Origin of the sequence: Kribbella ginsengisoli (assembly GCF_039537185.1) — a bacterium.
Taxonomy (GTDB): domain Bacteria; phylum Actinomycetota; class Actinomycetes; order Propionibacteriales; family Kribbellaceae; genus Kribbella; species Kribbella koreensis.
On sequence record NZ_BAABAA010000002.1, the window covers coordinates 989,540 to 1,008,326 of the forward strand.

18 protein-coding genes are annotated in these 18,787 nt (G+C 67.3%); 12 read left to right on the forward strand and 6 right to left on the reverse strand.

Annotated features, from left to right (window positions below; all coding sequences use genetic code 11):
- Positions 1-90: 90 nt before the first annotated feature.
- Genes ABD768_RS12175 through ABD768_RS12190 form a run of 4 tightly spaced genes read left to right on the forward strand, consistent with a single transcriptional unit; the run spans position 91 to position 3,887 of the window.
- The gene (locus ABD768_RS12175) at positions 91-672 is read left to right on the forward strand and encodes a TetR/AcrR family transcriptional regulator (RefSeq protein ID WP_343975979.1); all 582 of its coding nucleotides are present in this window, start codon (positions 91-93) and stop codon (positions 670-672) included.
- Positions 656-2,071, forward strand: coding sequence for a nitrilase-related carbon-nitrogen hydrolase (locus ABD768_RS12180; protein ID WP_344840354.1), 1,416 nt, complete (start codon positions 656-658; stop codon positions 2,069-2,071). The genes ABD768_RS12175 and ABD768_RS12180 overlap by 17 nt, the downstream gene beginning before the upstream one ends.
- Positions 2,068-3,234, forward strand: a complete 1,167-nt coding sequence (locus ABD768_RS12185) for an alpha-hydroxy-acid oxidizing protein (protein WP_343975973.1) — start codon at positions 2,068-2,070, stop codon at positions 3,232-3,234. Before ABD768_RS12180 ends, ABD768_RS12185 begins: the two co-directional genes overlap by 4 nt.
- Positions 3,231-3,887, forward strand: a complete 657-nt coding sequence (locus ABD768_RS12190) for an HAD family hydrolase (protein ID WP_343975970.1) — start codon at positions 3,231-3,233, stop codon at positions 3,885-3,887. Before ABD768_RS12185 ends, ABD768_RS12190 begins: the two co-directional genes overlap by 4 nt.
- Positions 3,888-4,012: 125 nt before the next feature.
- Here ABD768_RS12190 and ABD768_RS12195 read toward each other — a convergent pair whose 3' ends face one another.
- Complete coding sequence (locus ABD768_RS12195; protein WP_344840357.1) at positions 4,013-4,774, reverse strand: D-Ala-D-Ala carboxypeptidase family metallohydrolase; 762 nt, start codon at positions 4,772-4,774, stop codon at positions 4,013-4,015.
- A gap of 207 nt (positions 4,775-4,981) precedes the next feature.
- On the opposite strand from ABD768_RS12195, the gene ABD768_RS12200 reads away from it, so the two are divergent.
- The 4 genes from ABD768_RS12200 to ABD768_RS12215 all read left to right on the forward strand — a co-directional run bounded on the left by ABD768_RS12200 (position 4,982) and on the right by ABD768_RS12215 (position 8,949).
- A complete protein-coding gene (locus ABD768_RS12200; RefSeq protein WP_344840359.1) occupies positions 4,982-5,488 on the forward strand; it encodes a SigE family RNA polymerase sigma factor in 507 nt (168 codons plus the stop codon).
- Positions 5,485-6,924, forward strand: coding sequence for a hypothetical protein (locus ABD768_RS12205; RefSeq protein ID WP_344840362.1), 1,440 nt, complete (start codon positions 5,485-5,487; stop codon positions 6,922-6,924). The genes ABD768_RS12200 and ABD768_RS12205 overlap by 4 nt, the downstream gene beginning before the upstream one ends.
- Positions 6,925-6,988: 64 nt before the next feature.
- Positions 6,989-7,498: a SigE family RNA polymerase sigma factor gene (locus ABD768_RS12210; protein ID WP_343975959.1), complete on the forward strand. Its 510-nt coding sequence runs from the start codon at positions 6,989-6,991 to the stop codon at positions 7,496-7,498.
- The gene (locus tag ABD768_RS12215; protein ID WP_344840364.1) at positions 7,495-8,949 is read left to right on the forward strand and encodes a hypothetical protein; all 1,455 of its coding nucleotides are present in this window, start codon (positions 7,495-7,497) and stop codon (positions 8,947-8,949) included. The genes ABD768_RS12210 and ABD768_RS12215 overlap by 4 nt, the downstream gene beginning before the upstream one ends.
- A gap of 1 nt (position 8,950) precedes the next feature.
- Here the strand turns inward: ABD768_RS12215 and ABD768_RS12220 are convergent, their stop codons facing one another.
- Positions 8,951-9,703 carry a sugar phosphate isomerase/epimerase family protein gene (locus ABD768_RS12220; protein WP_344840367.1) on the reverse strand — a complete coding sequence of 251 codons (753 nt, stop codon included), beginning with the start codon at positions 9,701-9,703 and terminating at the stop codon, positions 8,951-8,953.
- 106 nt (positions 9,704-9,809) lie between these two features.
- On the opposite strand from ABD768_RS12220, the gene rarD reads away from it, so the two are divergent.
- The 4 genes from rarD to ABD768_RS12240 all read left to right on the forward strand — a co-directional run bounded on the left by rarD (position 9,810) and on the right by ABD768_RS12240 (position 12,685).
- A complete protein-coding gene (gene rarD, locus ABD768_RS12225) occupies positions 9,810-10,757 on the forward strand; it encodes an EamA family transporter RarD (RefSeq protein WP_344840369.1) in 948 nt (315 codons plus the stop codon).
- Between the two features lie 276 nt (positions 10,758-11,033).
- On the forward strand, positions 11,034-11,510 hold the full coding sequence (locus ABD768_RS12230) for an RrF2 family transcriptional regulator (protein WP_343976850.1): 477 nt from the start codon (positions 11,034-11,036) through the stop codon (positions 11,508-11,510).
- A 69-nt stretch (positions 11,511-11,579) separates the two neighbouring features.
- Complete coding sequence (locus ABD768_RS12235; RefSeq protein ID WP_344840372.1) at positions 11,580-12,035, forward strand: cupin domain-containing protein; 456 nt, start codon at positions 11,580-11,582, stop codon at positions 12,033-12,035.
- A 74-nt stretch (positions 12,036-12,109) separates the two neighbouring features.
- Positions 12,110-12,685: an AAA family ATPase gene (locus ABD768_RS12240; RefSeq protein WP_343975943.1), complete on the forward strand. Its 576-nt coding sequence runs from the start codon at positions 12,110-12,112 to the stop codon at positions 12,683-12,685.
- Between the two features lie 77 nt (positions 12,686-12,762).
- On the opposite strand, the gene ABD768_RS12245 is transcribed toward ABD768_RS12240, so the two are convergent.
- From ABD768_RS12245 to nuoL, 4 genes are read right to left on the reverse strand one after another with little or no spacing between them, the layout of a single operon-like run.
- Positions 12,763-13,779, reverse strand: coding sequence for a polyprenyl synthetase family protein (locus ABD768_RS12245; RefSeq protein WP_344840376.1), 1,017 nt, complete (start codon positions 13,777-13,779; stop codon positions 12,763-12,765).
- Complete coding sequence (nuoN, locus tag ABD768_RS12250; RefSeq protein WP_343976847.1) at positions 13,776-15,371, reverse strand: NADH-quinone oxidoreductase subunit NuoN; 1,596 nt, start codon at positions 15,369-15,371, stop codon at positions 13,776-13,778. Before nuoN ends, ABD768_RS12245 begins: the two co-directional genes overlap by 4 nt.
- 11 nt (positions 15,372-15,382) lie before the next feature.
- On the reverse strand, positions 15,383-16,909 hold the full coding sequence (locus ABD768_RS12255) for an NADH-quinone oxidoreductase subunit M (RefSeq protein WP_344840377.1): 1,527 nt from the start codon (positions 16,907-16,909) through the stop codon (positions 15,383-15,385).
- Entirely contained in the window at positions 16,906-18,777 is a 1,872-nt protein-coding gene (nuoL, locus tag ABD768_RS12260; protein ID WP_343975934.1) for an NADH-quinone oxidoreductase subunit L, read from the reverse strand. Before nuoL ends, ABD768_RS12255 begins: the two co-directional genes overlap by 4 nt.
- Positions 18,778-18,787 lie beyond the last annotated feature (10 nt).

Below are 18,787 nucleotides of genomic sequence, written 5' to 3' on the forward strand. Positions count from 1 at the left end.
GCACTACCAGGGCTAGCCCGGCGGCCTCAGGGGCGAGTTCAGGGTAATTCCCCTATACGGCGTATAGGCATTTGCGTTTGAATGGCGACCATGACCGAGGTGACCACCAAGGACCGCATCACTGCCGCCGCCAGCTACCTGCTGACCGAGAAGGGCGCCGACGGCGTCAGCATGCGCAAGGTGGCCGCCGCGGTGGGCATCACGCCGATGGCGATCTATCAGTACTTCCCCGACCGCGACGCGCTCCTGCACGAGGTCGCCGATGCCGCGTTCTCCGAGCTCGTCCGGCGCTGGGAGGCCGAGCCGCGCAGTGCCGCCGCCGACCAGCGGCTGCGCGAGATGCTCGTCGACCACGTGGACTTCGCCCTCGCCCAGCCGCGGCTCTACGACTACATGTTCACCCAGCGACGCGATCAGGCGCGGCAGTTCCCCGAGGACTTCCGGGCCCGCCGTTCGCCCACCTTCACCCTGCTGGCCGACGCGATCGCCGACGGCATCACGCAGAAACTCTTCCGCGACGACGACATCTGGGAGTCCAGCCTGATGATCGCCGCCTTCCTGCACGGCCTGATCCAGCTCTACCACGGCGACCGGATCGGCATGCCCGAAGCCGACTTCCGCGCCCTCTGCCTGAGCCTGGGCGAAAGGATGATCGATGGACTCCGCACGTAACAACCGCCTGCATGCCGCTCTGGCCGCCCTCCTCACCGGCGCCTTCCTGTACTTCGGAAGCGGCCTCACCACGATCCCCGCCCTCACCTGGCTGGCACCCCTCCCAGCCCTGCTCGTCGCCCCACTCCTCACCAAGCGACTGACCGCGTTGACCGCCTTCACCGGCTGGTCCCTGGGCCTGGCCAACCTCTGGAGCTACCTGCTCAACGACCTCGAGCTCCCACCGGCAGCGATGAGCTTCCTCGTCCTGCTGGCCGGCGTCTTCACCCTGACCGTCCTGCTCTTCCGCGCCCTCATCCTGCGCGGCCGCTACGCGCTGGCAGCAATCGCAGCACCCGCCAGCTGGGCAACCGCCGACTACCTGATCGCGCTCGTCTCACCCCACGGCGCCTTCACCAGCCTCGCGTACACCCAAGCCGACGTCCATCCAGTAGCCCAGATCGCGTCCCTGACAGGGGTTTGGGGCCTCAGCTACCTGATCCTCACCCCGGCGGCCGTCGTCGCCGCGGTTGTCCATGCGCCCCGGCGTACCGGCATCAAGCTCGCAACAACGCTCGCATTGATTGCCATGGGCACCTTCTCCTACGGCGCCTGGCGACTCTCTGGCGACGAGACCGGCCAGGCCGTCAAGATCGCGATCGTCTCGGCGAGCAACGGCCTCGACGACACCCGCTGGTCCGGCGCCAACGGACCGACGATCCTCACGGCGTACACGCAGCAGATCGAGGCAGCCGCGGCCAAGGGCGCCCAGGTGGTGGTACTCCCGGAAAAGTTCATCGACGTCGACGCCACGGCCCTCCCCGACCTGCAAGAACATCTCCAGAAGATCGCCACCGGCAGCAAGGTCGAGCTGCTGGCCGGGCTCACCGTCTTCGGTGATCACGGCAACGACTACAACCGCGCCCTCCTCTTCCACCCGACCGGCGACGCTCCCCTCTCGTACGACAAGCACCACCTGATCCCCGGGATCGAGCCGTTCGAGCCCGGCGATCACCTCGCGATGATGGGCAGCTGGGGCGTGATGATCTGCAAGGACCTGGACTTCCCCGCGCTCGCCCGGCGGTACGGCGAGAAGAAGGCCGGCCTCCTCCTCGTCCCCGCGCTCGACTTCGACAACGACGGCTGGCTGCACAGCCGGCATGCGCTCCTGCGCGGGATCGAGAACGGCATCCCGATCGCCCGCAACGGCAGCCAGGGCCTGCTCACCCTCAGCGACTCGTACGGTCGCGTCACCACCCAAGTAGCAGCACCGAGCGGCGCCGACGCCACGCTGCTGGGCGAGCTCCACCCCGGAATCCACAGCACCCTCTACACCCGCTGGGGTGACTGGTTCGCCTGGCTGTCGTGCCTGCTGACACTCGTGGGACTCGGGGCGTTGAGGCGGAGCAAGCGAGCATGAAAGCATCCGGCATGGCCAACTACGGCGATCACCAGCTGAGCATCTACGTGCAGGGGATGTTCCAGAACACCCTGCCCGAGATCACCACCGATCTGTCCCGGCTGGAGTCCCAGGCCGCCGGCAGCCTGTCCGCGGAGGCGATGGGCTACATCGTCCCCAGCGCGGGCAGTGGTTCGACGGCCCGCGCCAACCTGGCCGCGTTCGAGCGGTGGCGACTCGTCCCGCGGATGCTGCGCGGTAGTACCGAGCGGGACCTGTCCTGCACGATCCTCGGCACCAAGATGCCCGCGCCCGTGGTGATCGCGCCGGTCGGCGTACAGACGCTGGCGCATCCCGAAGGTGAGCTGGCGACCGCGCGGGCGGCCAGCGCGCTCGGGCTGACGTATACGCACTCGACCCAGGCCAGTCACGCGTTCGAGCAGATCGAGGCCGACAGCAAGTGGTACCAGCTGTACTGGCCGACCGACAGGGACGTCTGCCTCAGCTTCCTCCAGCGCGCCAAGGACAACGGGTACTCCGTGCTGGTGGTCACTCTCGACACCGGCACGATCGGGTGGCGCCCGGCCGACCTCGACCGCGGGTTCCTGCCGTTCCTCAAGGGTGAGGGGCTGGCGAACTACTTCAGCGACCCTGCTTTCCAGGCGAAGCTCGCCAAGCCGATCGGGGAGGACCCGACGGCGGCGGTGATGCACTGGGCCCAGATGTTCCCGAACGTCGGACTGAGCTGGGACGAGCTGTCCTTCCTGCGCGACAACTGGTCCGGCCCGATCGTGCTCAAGGGCATCACCTCGGTCGACGACGCCAAGCTCGCGGCCGAGCACGGCGTCGACGGCCTGGTCGTCTCGAACCACGGCGGTCGTCAGGTCGACGGCGCGATCGCGGCCCTCGACGCGCTCCCGGCGATCGCTGACGCCGTCGGCGAGCAGGTCACCGTGCTCTTCGACTCGGGAGTCAGGACGGGAGCCGATGCCGCGAAGGCGCTCGCGCTCGGCGCCAAGGCGATCCTCCTCGGCCGTCCCTTCCTGTACGGTCTCGCGCTCGCGGGCCAGGCCGGGGTCGAGCATGTACTGCGCTGCCTGCTGGCCGAGCTCGACCTCACCCTCGCCTTGTCGGGCTATGCGAACCACCGGGAGCTCAACCGGACGTCGGTGGTCCCCGCGTGAAGGCGGTCATCTTCGACCTCGACGACACCCTCTTCGACCACTACTCGTCCGTCGTCGCCACCTTGCGCGCCTGGGTTCCTGTGCTCGGAGGCGGCGAGTTGACCGACGAGCACGTGGCGCAGTGGTTCGTGGCGGAGCACCGCAACTTCGAGCTCTGGCTGGCCGGCGAGTTGAGCCATCAGGACCAGCGCCGGGGCCGCCTGCGCGACTTCCTCCCGGCGGTCGGCCATCCGGTACCGACGGGCGACGCTGAGCTGGATGAGATCTTCTCCGGGTTCCTCGACCGCTACCCGCAGTACTGGACTGCCTTCCCCGATGCCCTCCCGGCACTGGAAGTTGCCAAAAGCAATGGCTGGCGGATCGGGGTGCTGACCAACGGCACGGTCGGCCAGCAGAACGCGAAGCTGGCCGCGATCGGCCTGGCCGGCCACATCGACGTCGTCTCCACGTCGGAAGGACTCGGCGTCAGCAAGCCCGTTCCGGAGTCCTACCTGCTGACCTGCGCAGCCCTAGGCGTCGACCCCGCCGACGCCCTGATGATCGGCGACAACCTCGAGAAGGACGTCCTCGGCGCCCGCGCGGCCGGACTCGCAGCCGAACACCTGGACCGGGCGGCCGGCATCACCCTCACCCAGCTGGTCCGAGCAGTCTGACCCAGCGCTGGTCCGGACAGTCTGACCCAGCGCTGGTCCGGGCAGCCTGACCCAGCGCTGGTCCGGGCAGCCTGACCCAGCTGGTCCGGGCGGGCCGACCCGCCCGGACCATACTCAGCGGCCGCTCAGATGCCGCAGTTGGGTGCCGACCAGGAGTTGCTGGTACGGATGTCGACGTGGGTGTGGTCGTCGTGGCCCGGGTAGCCGGGACCGAAGATGCCGCCGAACCCGTGGTACCGGGCCTGCTTGGCCAGCGTGCACAGGGAGTGGACGCCGACCAGGTCGGCCGCGCGGCCGTACAGATGCTGACTGCTGCTCGCACCGCCGACCGAGTTGTTGCAGGGGATGCTGCGGAAGCCACTGGTGATGTTCAGGGGCTGGTCTCCGAGCGCGTGCCGCATGGCCTCGAGCTGCCACATGGTCTGCAGGGCATTGGCCTTGGTCGCAGCCGCCGACAACGGCCCGCCGTCCCAGCCGCTGCCACCACAGCCGTCGTCCAGTTCTGCGTAGGTGAAGTGGATCGGGGTGCAGTCGTCGTCCTGCAGCGCATAGATCTTGCTGAACGTCGCGGAACCGGCGATCCCGTCGGCGCCCAGACCATAGGCGGACTGGAACCGCTGGACGGCCGCCTTGGTGGCCGGACCGAAGGCACCGTCCGCGGCGATGTGCCCACCGTACGCCGGGTAGCCGGCGACCCGGATCTGCAGCTGGCGCACATCCTCGCCGCTGGCGCCTTCGCTCAGCGTGCGGCCCCAGGTGTAGCAACCGTCGGCGTACGCCTTGGTCGCGGTCACCGCCTGGGTCGCCACCGAGCCGACCAGCAGGGCGCCGAACAAGCCGAGGATGGACAGAATTCTGATCACGCGATGACTGAAGTACTTACTCATGCCGAGAACCTCCGAACGCATTTGGGGCGAAACGCGCCTGACCCGGCCACTGTCCCGGCAAAATCCACCACTTGACCAGAGCTCGCTGGAAACTTTTCGACGAACAGCAGCTTGCGGGCAACCGATCGGACGAGCTTGCCGGTCCTCCATGATGTGACCATTGACGACAGCACGCTCACACTGCGTGCACGGGGAACGGGGCGACCGGTGACGGCTGCTGAAGGGTTCGACGCGTTCGTACTCGCGCGGTCTCGCAGACTGCTGCGGACCGCCTACCTGCTGACTCAGGACCACGCGCTGGCTGAGGACCTGGTCCAGACGGCCCTGGCCAAGGCCTGGTTCGCCTGGTCCCGGATCGAGGGCGGCGACCCGGAGCCGTACGTACGGAAGGTGATGGTCAACACCTACGCCTCCTGGTGGCGCCGCCGCTGGAACGGTGAGCAGCCGACGGAGGAGTTGCCCGAGCACGCAGTACAGACGTGCGCCGAGGAGCGCACCGACGTGTGGCGAGCCCTGCAGCGACTGCCGCGTCGGCAGCGCGCTGTCGTCGTACTGCGCTACTACGAAGACCTGTCCGAAGCAGAGACCGCCCGAGTCCTCGGCTGCAGCCCAGGCACGGTGAAGAGCCAGACCAGCAAAGCCTTCGCCAAACTCCGCCTGGACCCCGCGCTGCTGACCACCGACACCACCGCCGACCGGGAGGCCACGCGATGAAGCTCACGGACCTGCGCGACGAACTCAACACCCGCGCCGAAACCACCGACGAAACCCCCGACCTCCTCGCCGGCGTCCACGCCAAAATCACCCGCACCAAGCGCCGCCGCAGGACCGGAGCCCTCGGCGCCGTGGCCGGCGTAGCCCTCATCGCCGCCCTCGCCACCGGCCTGATCCCAGGCATCACCAGCACGACGCCTCAACCGGCCGAGACTCCCACCCCACGCGATTACTCGAAGGACGGCATCACACTGCCTGCCTTCGAGGGCGCGGACCGGCTGGAGAAGGGCTGGATCGGCCGCCCCGGCGAGAGCAAGCTCGACTTCATCTGGACGCCGGAGGCGGCCCAAGACACCAGGTTCGAGGGCATCTGTCAGTCGAGTGCGAGCAGCACGCAGTACGTCACCATCTCGGTCAACGACTACGTCGTCGGCACCAACACATGCGACACCGGCTACAACCCGGACATGCCCGACGCCGGCATCGGCCTGCAGGCTGACAGTGCCTTGTGGCTCGCGGCACCGGCCGGCAAGCCCGCCCGCGTCGTAGTCCAGCTCACCGACCAGAAGGGCCGGGTGGTCAACAACAAGATCACCCAACTTGCCCTCGGCATCTACCGCACCGCAGCCGTCCCAACGGAAGGCGCTCCCGTGCAGGCACCGCCGACCTCCGACGACGACTACACCAAGGACGGAGTCCGCTACCGCGCCAAGATCGGCGGTAAGACCCTGCTGGGCGCCATGGTCGCCGACCGCGGCAGGAACCAGTTCGAGTTCGACGTCACCGGCACCGGAAATGCGGTCGGTTTCAACCCGTTCTGTACGGTGACCAACGCCGGCCAGTTCCCCGAGTACCAGCTGGCCATCAAGATCGACGACCAACCGGCCAACAAGGTGTCTTGCTCCGGTGACACCATCGATCCCGGACGCGGGAGCTACTTCTTCGACGGCGTGGCCCTGCCGGCCGGGCAGAAGGTCAAGGTGACAGTGCGGCTCGAGAACAGCCTGGGACAGTCGGTCGCCCGACCGCAGGACTGGATCGGTATGGGCATCTACGACCTGGGCAAGCGGCGGACTGTCGACACCACAAGCCTCGAGGAGCTGACCGAGCACAGCGGCCACAAATACCGTCTCACCCAGCTCGTGTCCGTGGAGGCCGCGAAGGCCGATCACCTCCAACTCTCGACGCCGGCCGACACGCCGTTCCTGGTCTCCTACGGCAGCACTGCAGCTCCGTCGACTGAGGGCAACAGCGATGTCGTCCACCTCACCGGCCTCGGCGACGAGATCGGTGACCAGGCAGGCGGCTACGGCACGGTAGGCATCGCGGCCCGCCCGGCCGGCACCGCCAAGATCACCCTCAGGGACTTCAACGAGCGCCCCGTCAAACGCCCCCAAGGCACGCTGTTCATCGCGCTCTACCTGCCCGCCGACTGATCCGGATGCAACCATCCGGGCCGCTCAGCCGCTCCTTGTCGGTGTGCATACGACGAGGGCTGGGATGAGCGGGCCTGCGGACTTCGAGGAGTTTGCCAGTACGCAGTACGCGGCTCTGCTGCGTACTGCGTACCTGCTCACCCAGAACCGATCCACCGCCGAAGACCTCGTCCAAGCCACCCTCGCCAAGTGCTGGCTCGTCTGGAAGCGCATCGCCCACGACAACCCGATGCCCTACGTCCGCCGCACCATGCTCAACACCTACACCGCCTGGTGGCGCCGCCGCTGGAACTCGGAATACCCAACCGACGACCTCCCGCACACCCCCACCCCCAACGCCCGCACCGAGGTCGAAGACCGCACCGACCTGACCGAGGCTCTCCGCCGCCTCCCCAAACGCATGCGGGCAGTAATAGTCCTCCGCTTCTACGAAGACCTCACCGAAACAGAAACCGCCCGCCTCCTCAACTGCTCGGTGGGCACAGTCAAGAGCCAGGCCAACAGAGCCCTGGCCAAGCTCCGCATCGACCCCAGCCTGCTGGACCACAGCCCTGCGAAGGAGCGGCGCCCATGAACCTCGACGACCTCCGCACCCAACTCCACCAGCAGGCCGGCGAAATAGACCCCGCCACCCCGGTACCGCTGCCGGCCATCCGCCGCCGCCGCAAAGTCCTGAAACGCCAACGCGCGGCGACGATCCTCACCACCGCGGCCGCCGCCGTCGCCGTCATCGCGACGGTGCTGCCCGGCGCCATCGACACCTCGACCCCAGATCCCGCCAAACCGCCGCCGGACGTCACCCGGAACGGCATCACCATCCCCGGCACCGTAGGTGCGGACCGCCTCGACAAGGCTGAGATCGCCGAGCCAGGTGCCGACAGTCTCGAGTTCAGCTGGACTCCGGGAAGCACCGACCTCACCTTCCGCTCCTACTGCCGGGCGGAGGCCGAGGGCCAGCTCGTCCGAGTCACCGTCGACACCCACGTCGTCCTGGATCAGCCCTGCGACGACACCGGCGACTCACCCCGGCACGCGTCGGCGGTGCCATCGGACCACCTTCTCTGGCTCCAGGCGAAGCCCGGGAAGGCGACCCGGGTACAGGTCTTCGTTGTCGACCGGAGCACAGGTAAGGAGAGCCCTTCCGTGGCCGGCCTGGCGATCGGTATCTATCGATCGACCGCGCAGCCCGTGGATCCGGCTGTTGCCGGCCTACCGGTCCGGGTCCCACCGGTAGGACCCGGCGACTACGTCAAGGACGGATTCCGGTTCCCCGCGAAGACCGCCACCGACACGCTGGTCAGCGCGGCCGTCAGCGACTTCGGGGAAGAGACCTTGACCCGACGGTTCAAAGCCCCCTCCGCCGGGATCCGCCTTCGGACCTTCTGCGCCGCAGAGATGGTGTCCGGCCAGTTCACCCTCAAGATCATCATCAACGGGAAGCCGCTGACGTCGTACCGGTGCACCGCGAAGCAGCCTGTGGTCTTCCAGCAGGCTGGTTCCGACTTCAGCGTGGTCTGGCCCCAGAACGGATACCTCGAGGTGACGCTGCAGGTGGTGCAGACCGCGACCGGGAAGCCGTTCGCGGGTGCGCCCTTGCACATCGGATTCGGCGCGTACGCATTGGGAAGCATCCAGGCGCTCACCGGCCAGGGCGGGACCGCTCTCATCGACCAGGTGATCGAGTACGGCGGCTACCGCTACCTGCGGACCGACGCACGGACCGTCGCTGCGGCCGGTGGCGACGAGTTGACGATCGATACCCCGGCCGACAAGCCATACGTCATCGCCTACGGCATTGCCGCCCGCGGCCCGACACCTGGTCAGGCACCGATTCAGGCCAAACTGCTCGGGCTAGCCAATGATCCCAGCGTCCAACTCGGAGGTGGCACCGCCAACGTCGGTCCAGGCTTCCTCACCCAGACCTACGGCGCGCCGGCCGGACCAGCCGGCAAGGTCACCCTGAAGATCGTCGACGGCCGACCTACGAAGGGGATGCTGTACCTCGCGATCTATCTGCCCGAGTAGCTCAGATCCAGTTGTGGAGTTGGGCTGCGTCGGTGGAGAACTGGTCTACGGAGTCGTCGGCTACGAACTCTAGGAGGGCGTTGATTTCTCGGGGTTCCTTCGACAGGCGGTCCAGGACTGGACGCCAGAGGGACTCTCGGCCGGAGAGCGGGAGGCGGTTGTTCGACGGCCACCAGGAGAAGACGTGGACTGTGCTCAGCCAGGGCATCAGGGACTCGAGTTGCTCGAGGCATTGGGCGTCGCTGAGGTCCACCGGGGGTTGCCAGTACGTCGTGAGGTTCGGCGCACCCACATCGAGTAGCAGTGTGATGGTGGAGTCGACCTCATCCGTGAGGGTGCCGCGGTGGAACTCCATCGCGATCTCGATCCCCGCGCCGGCGGCGACATCGGCCAGCTCCGCCAAGCCTCGGGTGACCGCCATCCGGTCGCCGACGCCGGCTTCCGCAGTACCGACTGTTCCGGCCCACACCCTGATCCGGGGCGCGCCGAGCTCGGCCGCGGTGTTGACCGCCGTACGGATCTCCTCGCGGTCGACGCTGCCGGCCCGCAGGTACGACCCGTACGCCGCGATGGCCAGACCGTTCGCCTCGCACAGCTCACGGGCCTTGCGCGCCGCGGGCAGATCGCCGAGCGGGACATGGATGTCACCACCCCACTCGATCGCTGCCAACCCCGCCTTCTTGGCCACCTCGACGACCTCGTCGACCGCCAACTTCCGGAACGTCACCGAGACCAGACCGGTCCGCACACCCACGCCGTACCTCCTCTTTCTCCCTCTATCCAACCTCATCCGCAAAGCCCGTCTCACGTCATGAGCAAAGTGCATTGACACAAATGACGGCTCACCTAGACTCGCCAGCGTGCCAGAACAGCGCAGAGGGTTCCTCTTCGGTCTCGCGTCCTACCTGTTCTGGGGGCTGGTCCCGCTCTACTGGAAGCTGATCAGCTCATCCGGCGCGGTCGAACTCCTCGCCCACCGCATCGTCTGGTCGCTCGTCACGATCGCCGGCTTGGTCCTGGTACGCCGTCGCTTCGGTCAGGTCCGCGCATTGCTCGCCAACCCGCGCAGCCGGTGGCCGCTGATCGCCGGCTCCGTCCTGATCACGGTCAACTGGGGCGGCTACATCTGGAGCGTCAACAACGACCGGATCATCGAGGCGTCGCTCGGCTACTTCATCACGCCGCTGTTCACTGTCCTCCTCGGCGTACTCCTCCTGAAGGAACGCCTCCGCCCGGCGCAATGGGTGGCAGTCGTGATCGCCTTCATCGCCGTAGCCGGCATGACCATCGAAAACGGCCGCCCGCCGTGGATCGCGCTGATCCTGACCTTCTCCTTCGGCTTCTACGGCCTGGCCAAGAAGAAGGCCAACGCCGGCGCTCTCGAAGGCATGGCCGTCGAGTCCGCCACCGTAGCTCCGCTAGCCCTACTCGCCATCGCCATCCTCGGCGCCCACGGCACCTCCACGGTCACCGACCACGGCCCCGGCTACTTCATCCTGGTCCTACTGACCGGACCCCTGACCGCAATCCCCCTGCTCCTCTTCGGCGCCGCCGCAACCCGAATCTCGATGACCACCCTCGGCCTCCTGAACTACCTCACCCCGGTCATCCAATTCCTCCTGGGCACCCTCGTCTTCCACGAACACATGTCCCCCATCCGCTGGACCGGCTTCACCCTCGTCTGGCTAGCCCTAGCCGTCTTCACCGCAGACTCCCTCCCCCACCACCACCGCACCCGCCCGACGAACACCCCCACCAACTCCCCACAACCCAGCACTCAACTCGACCCGAGAACGCTGTATCAGTAACCAACACACCGTTCCTGCAGTCCGGGGGCAAGAGGTTGGGGAGGCTCTTGCCCCCGAACCGGGCGATTTGCCTCCCCAGCCCCCTAGAGAATCCTCCCCAAACCGTCACGGACAGTGTTCGCTAGCGGGGTTTCGTACCGCTGGCGTGATCCTTGACGCCAGCGGCACAAAACCTGCCCGCGGCCGCTCCGCCAGGGCATTCGGGGAACGTCGGCGTGGTGTGCGGGGTATGGGTTGACACTTTTATTCTGGATATTTAGTATCTAGATTGTGAAGATGAACGAGGGGGTCGAGTGGGCGGTGCACAGTTGTGTGAATCTGTGCTTCATCCCTGGCGAGGCAGTGACCGCCAAGCGGCTCGCTGCGTTCTACGAGCTTCCGACGGCCTATCTGAACAAGCAACTCCAGGCGCTGACCAGGGCCGGCATTCTCAGTTCCACCTCGGGGCCCAAGGGTGGGTTTCAGCTGGCCAAGGCGCCCGACAAGATCACCTTGCTTGACGTGGTGGTGGCGATCGACGGATCCGAGGACGCCTTTCGGTGCACTCAGATTCTGAAGGCCGGGCCGGGCGCCGACGAGAAGGCGGACTACCGGAAGACCTGCGTGGTCTCGATGTCCATGCGCAAGGCCGAGCTCACCTACCGGCGTGAGCTGGCCGCCAAGACGATCGCGGACCTCGTCGAGCAGGTCGAGAGCACCTACCCCGAGACCGCCGAGAACACCCGCGGCTGGTTCGCCAACCTCAAGTCCTGAGCGCCACCCGGAGCAGCAAACGCAGGACTTAATTCTGGACATCAAACGTCTACATTGAAGGAGCAAGACATGAGCATCCTCATCCGTTCCACCGACGCCGAGGTTCTCGAGGCCAGCGGTGTCACCCTGCTCGCCGACACCCCGGCCACGAACGGCCACCTCACCAGCCACCGCTCGATCTTCAAGCCTGGCAAGGAAGGCGCTCCCCCGCACCTGCACCAGGAGGCGTCCGAGCTGTTCTTCGTCCTCGCCGGCAGCCTGCGCGTACTCACCGGCGACGACCTCATCACCCTCGACCAGGGCGACTTCCTCGTCGTACCACCGAACACCCCGCACGCCTTCGAAGCAGCCGGTACGCCGGAAGCCGAGGTGCTCTTCGTCCTCACCCACGCCAAGCCCCGCTTCGACTACTACCGCCTGCTCGAAGGCGTCTACCGCGGCGAGACCGACCCCGCCGTCCTCGCCACCACCAGCGACCTCTACGACAACCACTACGTCGACAGCCCCACCTGGACCAACCGCTAGCCGTCTTCAGCGGATTCTCAGAGGGCTCTCAGAGGCCCCGGCGATGATCGGGGGAACGCCGAAGGAGGCTCCCCGTGACGGCATTGCTGAGCTCACCGAGTGTCCGCGAACTCCACTACCCACAGGACTCGGTTGTCGTCCTGGCCGGCATCCCCGGCGCAGGCAAGAGCACCCTGCTCCGGCGGCTGTTCCCGGCCGGGTCCGGCGCCGTCCGGGTCCTCGACTCCGAGCCCATCCGCAACCGCTGGAAGCCGGTACTGCGCAATCTCCCGTACGCCGCGTGGCGTCCCCTCCTCCACCTGACCTACTACGCCCAGGTACTCCGTGCACTCCGATCCAAAGGCCCCTTGGTGATTCACGACTGCGCGACGAAGCCGCTGGCCAGACACCTGATCGGCCAGGCAGCGAAGCTCGCGGGCCGGCCGGTGCACCTGGTCATGCTCGATGTGCCGGCCGACATCGCCAGGCATGGTCAGCATGCGCGGCAGCGGGTCGTCCGGACGGCAAGTATGCAAACCCATGCCCACCGCTGGCCGGTACTACGCGAGCTGGCCGTCACCGATCCCGGCCGGGTGGTCCCCGGCGCGACCTCGGCGGTGATCCTGACCCGTGACCAAGCAGACCGACTGGCCAGGATCACCTTCAGCTGAGACTCAGAAGGAGGGGCGGACAAACGTCGACGCCCGCGGAACCGGTCGGTTCCACGGGCGTCATCTGCGGCTCCGGCTCAGATCGAGCGGGTGACCACCAGGTCGCAGAGGGACTCGAGCGCTGAGCGGCCGGGGCCCTCAGGCAGATCGGAAAGCAGTTTGCGGGCGTCATCGGCGCGACGCCGCACGTCGTCCTCGGCCTGCTGCAGCGACGGATGCACCCGCAGAATCGCCAGCGCCTCGGCCAGCCGGGCGTCGTCGGTCAGGTCCGAGTCGAGCAGCTCGAGCAGCCGCGCGTCGACCGGTGACGACGGGTCGGCCTGAGCCCGGAAGATCAGCACCGGCAGCGTCGGAACGCCTTCGCGCAGGTCCGTACCAGGTGTCTTCCCGGACTCCTCGGACATGATGTCGAGGATGTCGTCGGCCAACTGGAACGCCTGCCCGATCTCCTCGCCGAACGCCCGAACAGTCTCCTGTACTTCCGCCGAGGCCCCCGCGAAGCGAGCACCGAACAAAGCCGACGTCGCAATCAGCGACCCGGTCTTGTCAGCAACCACCGACAGGTAATGCGCCAGCGGATCCTGCCCCTCCGAGACACCAAGGGTCTCCCGGATCTGCCCCTCGACCAGCCGCCCGAAGGTCCGCGACTGAATCCGGACAGCCTCCGGCCCCAGCGAAGCAACCAAGTCCGAGGCGCGAGCGAAGAGCCAGTCCCCCGCCAGGATCGCGACCGAGTTGTCCCAGCGCGCGTTGGCCGTCGACGACCCACGGCGCAACGCCGCCTCGTCCATCACGTCGTCGTGGTAGAGCGTCGCCACGTGGGTCAGCTCCACGACAACGGCCGCGTCGATCACCTCGGAAGAGCCAGACGAAGGGCCGAGCTCAGCGGCGAGCAACACCAGCAACGGCCGGAACCGCTTGCCACCGGCAACCATCACGTGTTGGACGGCCTCGGTGACGAACGGCGCCTCGGACTGCGCGGAGTCGCGCAGCGCCTGCTCGACCTTGACCAGCCCAGCGCGAACCCGGGCTTCGAGCGCCTCGTCGGCGAACGTGAAGCCCAGGCTCTCGGCCGGCAGCGGGGTGGGACTCACCGGATGAACTCACCCGCCCGGGCAGCCAGGTCGAGCACCGGTCCCGGAACGATACCGAGGACCACCGTGGCGGCCAGACCCAGCGCGACGGCCGTGGTGGTCTGCCAACCCGGCAGGGCCACGTCCGGCGCGTCGGCCGGCAGGTCGGAGAAGAACATCAGCACGATCACGCGGACGTAGAAGAACGCGGCGACCAGGCTGCAGAGCACCGCGACCACGACCAGCGGCCAAGCGCCACCGGTCCACGCCGCCGTGAACACGGCCCACTTGCCGGTGAAGCCCGCGGTCAGCGGGATACCGGCGAAGCCGAGCAGGAAGAAGGCGAAGATGCCGGCCAGCAGCGGCGACTTCTTGCCCAGTCCGGCCCAGCGCGACAGGTGGGTGGCCTCGCCGCCCGCGTCGCGGACCAGCGTCACCAGCGCGAAGGCGCCGATGGTCGGGAAGCCGTAGCAGACCAGGTAGAACAGCACCGCCTGTGTCGAGGTGATGCCGTGGGTGACCCCACTGCCGGCCTGCGAGAGCCCGACGAACGCGGTCAGCAGGAAGCCGGCGTGCGCGATCGACGAGTAGGCGAGCATCCGCTTCACGTCGGTCTGGGTCAGCGCCACGATCGAGCCGACCACCATGGTGAGGATCGCGACGATCCACATCATCGGCGCCCAGTCCCAGCGCGAGCCGCCGAGGGCGACGTAGAACACCCGCATCAGCCCGATGAACGCGGCGATCTTGGTGCAGGCCGCCATGAACCCGGTGACCGGCGTCGGAGCGCCCTGGTACACGTCCGGCGTCCACGAGTGGAACGGGACCGCGCCGACCTTGAACAGCAGGCCGACCCCGATCAGGCCGGTACCGGCGAGCAGGATCGCGTCGCCACCGGTCTTGGTGGCCAGCGCGTCCGAGATGCCGCCGAGCGACATGGTGCCGGCGTAGCCATACAGAAGTGCGATGCCGTACAGCAGGAAGGCCGAGGCGAAGGCGCCGAGCAGGAAGTACTTCATCGCGGCTTCCTGCGAGATCAGCCGGCGACGGCGCGCCAGCCCGCAGAGCAGGTACAGCGGCAGCGAGAAGACCTCGAGCGCGACGAACAGCACCAGCAGGTCGTTGGCCGAGGCGAACAGCATCATCCCGCCGACCGCGAACAGCGTCAGCGGGAAGACCTCGGTGTGCTCGACCTTCAGCGCCGTACCTTCGCGCTCCGCCTCACTGCCCGGTACTGCGGCAGCCTGGCCGGCGAACGCCGACAAGCCACCGTCGACCGAGCGCTCGGCGAACAGCAGGATGCTGACCAGCGTCAGGGCGAGCAGCGTGATCCAGGTGAACAGCGCGGGGCCGTCCACCGAGATCGCGCCCTGCGCCGCGAGCAGTTCCTTCTTGTCGTTCATCAACAAGATGGTCCAGGCGCCGGCCGCGACGACACCGATCAGTGCGATCGCGATCTGGACCAGGTGGCGTACGTACCGGGGCACGAACGCCTCGGCCAGGACGCCGACACAGGCCGCACCGAAGACAGCGAGCAGCGGAGCCAGCTCGTTGTACTCGATCTTCGGCTTGACGAAGTCCGCCAGCGGCAGGGCTTGCGCCGCCAGCGGCATCAGAACTGCACTCACTTCTGTCCCTCCGTCACGGGAACCTGCGGGGCCGGGTCGGTGACGCCCACCCGCTGCATCGTCGACTCGACCGCCGGCTTGATGATGTCGACCACCGGCTTCGGGTAGATACCGAACCCGATGATCAGCACGACCAGCGGTGCGATCGCGAACACCTCGCGGAAGTTCAGGTCCTTCAGCTTCTCGATCCCGTCACGGACGGGGCCGGTCATCAGGCGTTGGTACATGATCAGGATGTAGAGCGCGGCCAGCACGATGCCGAGCACCGCGATCACCGCGATCACCTTGTGCTTGCTGAACGTTCCGGCCAGCACCATGAACTCGGAGATGAACGGCGACAGACCGGGCAGCGCCAGGCTGGACAGGCCGGCGAACAGGAAGGTGCCGGCCAGGACCGGAGCCACCTTCTCGACGCCGCCGTAGTCCGCGATCCGGGCCGAACCGCGCCGCGAGATCAGGTAGCCGGCCACCAGGAACAGCGCCGCGGTGGAGAGTCCGTGGTTGAACATGTAGAGCGTCGACCCGGTCAGCCCCTGCGAGGTGAGCGCGAAGATGCCCATCACGATGAAGCCGAAGTGCGAGATCGAGGTGTAGGCGATCAGCCGCTTGATGTCGGTCTGGCCGATCGCCACCAGCGCGCCGTACAGGACGCTGATCAGGGCGAGCACCAGGACCACCGGGGTGGCCCAGTGCGACGCCTCCGGGAACAGCCCCAGGCAGAACCGGATCATCCCGAAGGTGCCGATCTTGTCCAGGATGCCGACCAGCAGCACCGACGTACCGGGGGTCGCCTCAGCGGCCGCGTCCGGCAGCCAGGTGTGGAACGGCACCATCGGCGCCTTCACCGCGAAGGCGAAGAAGAAGCCGAGGAACAGCCAGCGCTCGGTGTTCTGCGACATGTCGACCTTGACCAGGTCGGTCAGCAGGTACGACGGGTCGCCGCCGTTCTTGGCCGACACCACGTACAGGCCGACCACCGAGGCCAGCATCAGCAGACCGCCGAGCAGCGAGTAGAGCAGGAACTTCACCGCCGCGTACGACCGCTGCGGACCGCCGAAGCCACCGATCAGGAAGTACATCGGGATCAGCGTGGCCTCGAACAGCACGTAGAAGAGGAACACGTCGGTGGCGCTGAAGACGCCGATCGACAGCGCCTCCAGGCCGAGGATCCAGGCGAAGAAGGACTTCTCGCTCCAGCGACCGGTCTTCGCGTCGTTCCACGAGGCGATCAGCACGATCGGAGTGAGCAGCGCGGTGAGCACCACCAGCACGATCCCGACGCCGTCCAGCCCGAGCGCGTAGTGCGCGCCGAAGGCCTTGATCCAGGTGTGGTTCTCCTCGTAGTCGGCGGCACCGTTCTGGTGGTAGCCGACAGCGATCACGATGGTCAGCGCCAGCGTGACGAGGGAGAAGACCAGTGCCACCTGCTTGGACAGCAGCGCCTTGGCTTTCGGCACCGCGATCGTCGCCAGGGCCCCTACCAACGGCAGGAGCAGCGTCAGGGTCAGCCAACCGATTTTCACGACAACCTCACCGCGAGGAGGGCGACGACCACGAATGCGGCGCCGAAGACCATGCTGAGTGCGTAGGAACGGACGAAGCCCGTCTGGAACCGGCGGAGCCGGCCGGACAGCCCGCCGAAGAGTGCGGCCAGCCCGTTGACCAGGCCGTCCACTCCACGGTTGTCGAGCCAGACCAGCGTCCGGGTGAGGTACTGGCCCGGGCGCATCAGGACCGCCTCGTTGAGCGCGTCGCCGTACAGGTCACGGCGGGCGAAGGTGGTGACCGGCGAGACCCGGACCGGCGCCTCGCTCGGGATGTCACGGCGGTACCGGACCACCGCGATCGCGATGCCGACGGCAACCACCGCGAGGGTGATCAGTGTCATCACGACGGCGCTGACCGGAGCGTGCTCCTCCTCGTGACCGACCACCGGCTCCAGCCAGTCGACGATCCAGTGGCCGGCGAAGTACAGCGCGCCGCCACCGAGCGAGAGGGCCGCCAGGATGATCAGCGGACCGGTCATCACCGCGGGCGACTCGTGCGGGTGCACATCCTTCTCCCAGCGCTTCTCGCCGAAGAAGGTCATCAGCATCAACCGGGTCATGTAGAACGCGGTGATCCCGGCGCCGAGCAGCGCGCAGAGCCCGATCACGATGTTGTCCGCGAACGCGGCCTCGATGATCTTGTCCTTGCTGAAGAAGCCGGCGAACGGCGGGATGCCGAGGATCGCGAGGTAGCCGAAGGCGAACGTCACGAAGGTGACCTTCATGTACTTCGCCAGGCCGCCGTAGTGCCGCATGTTCACGTCGTCGTTCATCCCGTGCATCACCGAGCCGGCGCCGAGGAACATGTTGGCCTTGAAGAAGCCGTGCGTGAGCAGGTGGAAGATCGCGAAGACGTAACCCGCCGGGCCGAGGCCCGCGGCGAGCATCATGTAGCCGATCTGGCTCATCGTCGAACCGGCCAGTGCCTTCTTGATGTCGTCCTTGGCGCAACCGATGATCGCACCGGCCAGCGCGGTCACCGTGCCGACGATCACCACCGCGGTCGAGGCCGCGTCGGTGACTTCGTAGATCGCGTGCGAGCGGACCACCAGGTAGACGCCCGCGGTGACCATCGTCGCCGCGTGGATCAGCGCCGACACCGGGGTCGGGCCCTCCATCGCGTCCAGCAGCCAGGACTGCAGCGGCACCTGCGCGGACTTACCGCAGGCTGCCAGCAGCAGCATCAGGCCGAGCAGCGTTCCCCAGGTGCTGGAGACGTGCTCGGCGCCGGCGTTCACGGTCGCGAAGGCCGAGGAGCCGAACAGCGCCCACATGCTCATCACCGCGAGCGACAGGCCGATGTCACCGACCCGGTTCACCACGAACGCCTTCTTCGCGGCGGTCGCGGCCGAGTGCTTGTGCTGCCAGAACCCGATCAGCAGGTACGACGCCAGACCGACGCCTTCCCAGCCGACGAAGACCAGCAGGTAGTCGGCGGCCAGCACCAGCAGCAGCATCGACGCGATGAACAGGTTCAGGTACCCGAAGAAGCGGCGCCTGCGCGCGTCGTGCTCCATGTAGCCGATCGAGTAGATGTGGATCAGCGACCCGACACCCGTGATCAGCAGCACGAAGAGGATGGACAGCTGGTCGACCAGCAGCGTCACGTCCACGTGCACGCTGCCGACCGAGAACCACTCGAACAGCTTGATCGTCTCGGACCGCTCTTCGCCGGACTTGCCCTGCATCTGGAAGAACAGCAGGACCCCGCAGACGAACGAGGCCAGCGACGCCGCGGTGCCCAGCAGGTGACCCCACTTGTTGGTGGCTTTGCCACCAAGCAGCAGGATCGCCGCGGACACCGCCGGGATCGCGACCAGCAGCCACGTCAGCTCATGACTCATCGGTTTCAGA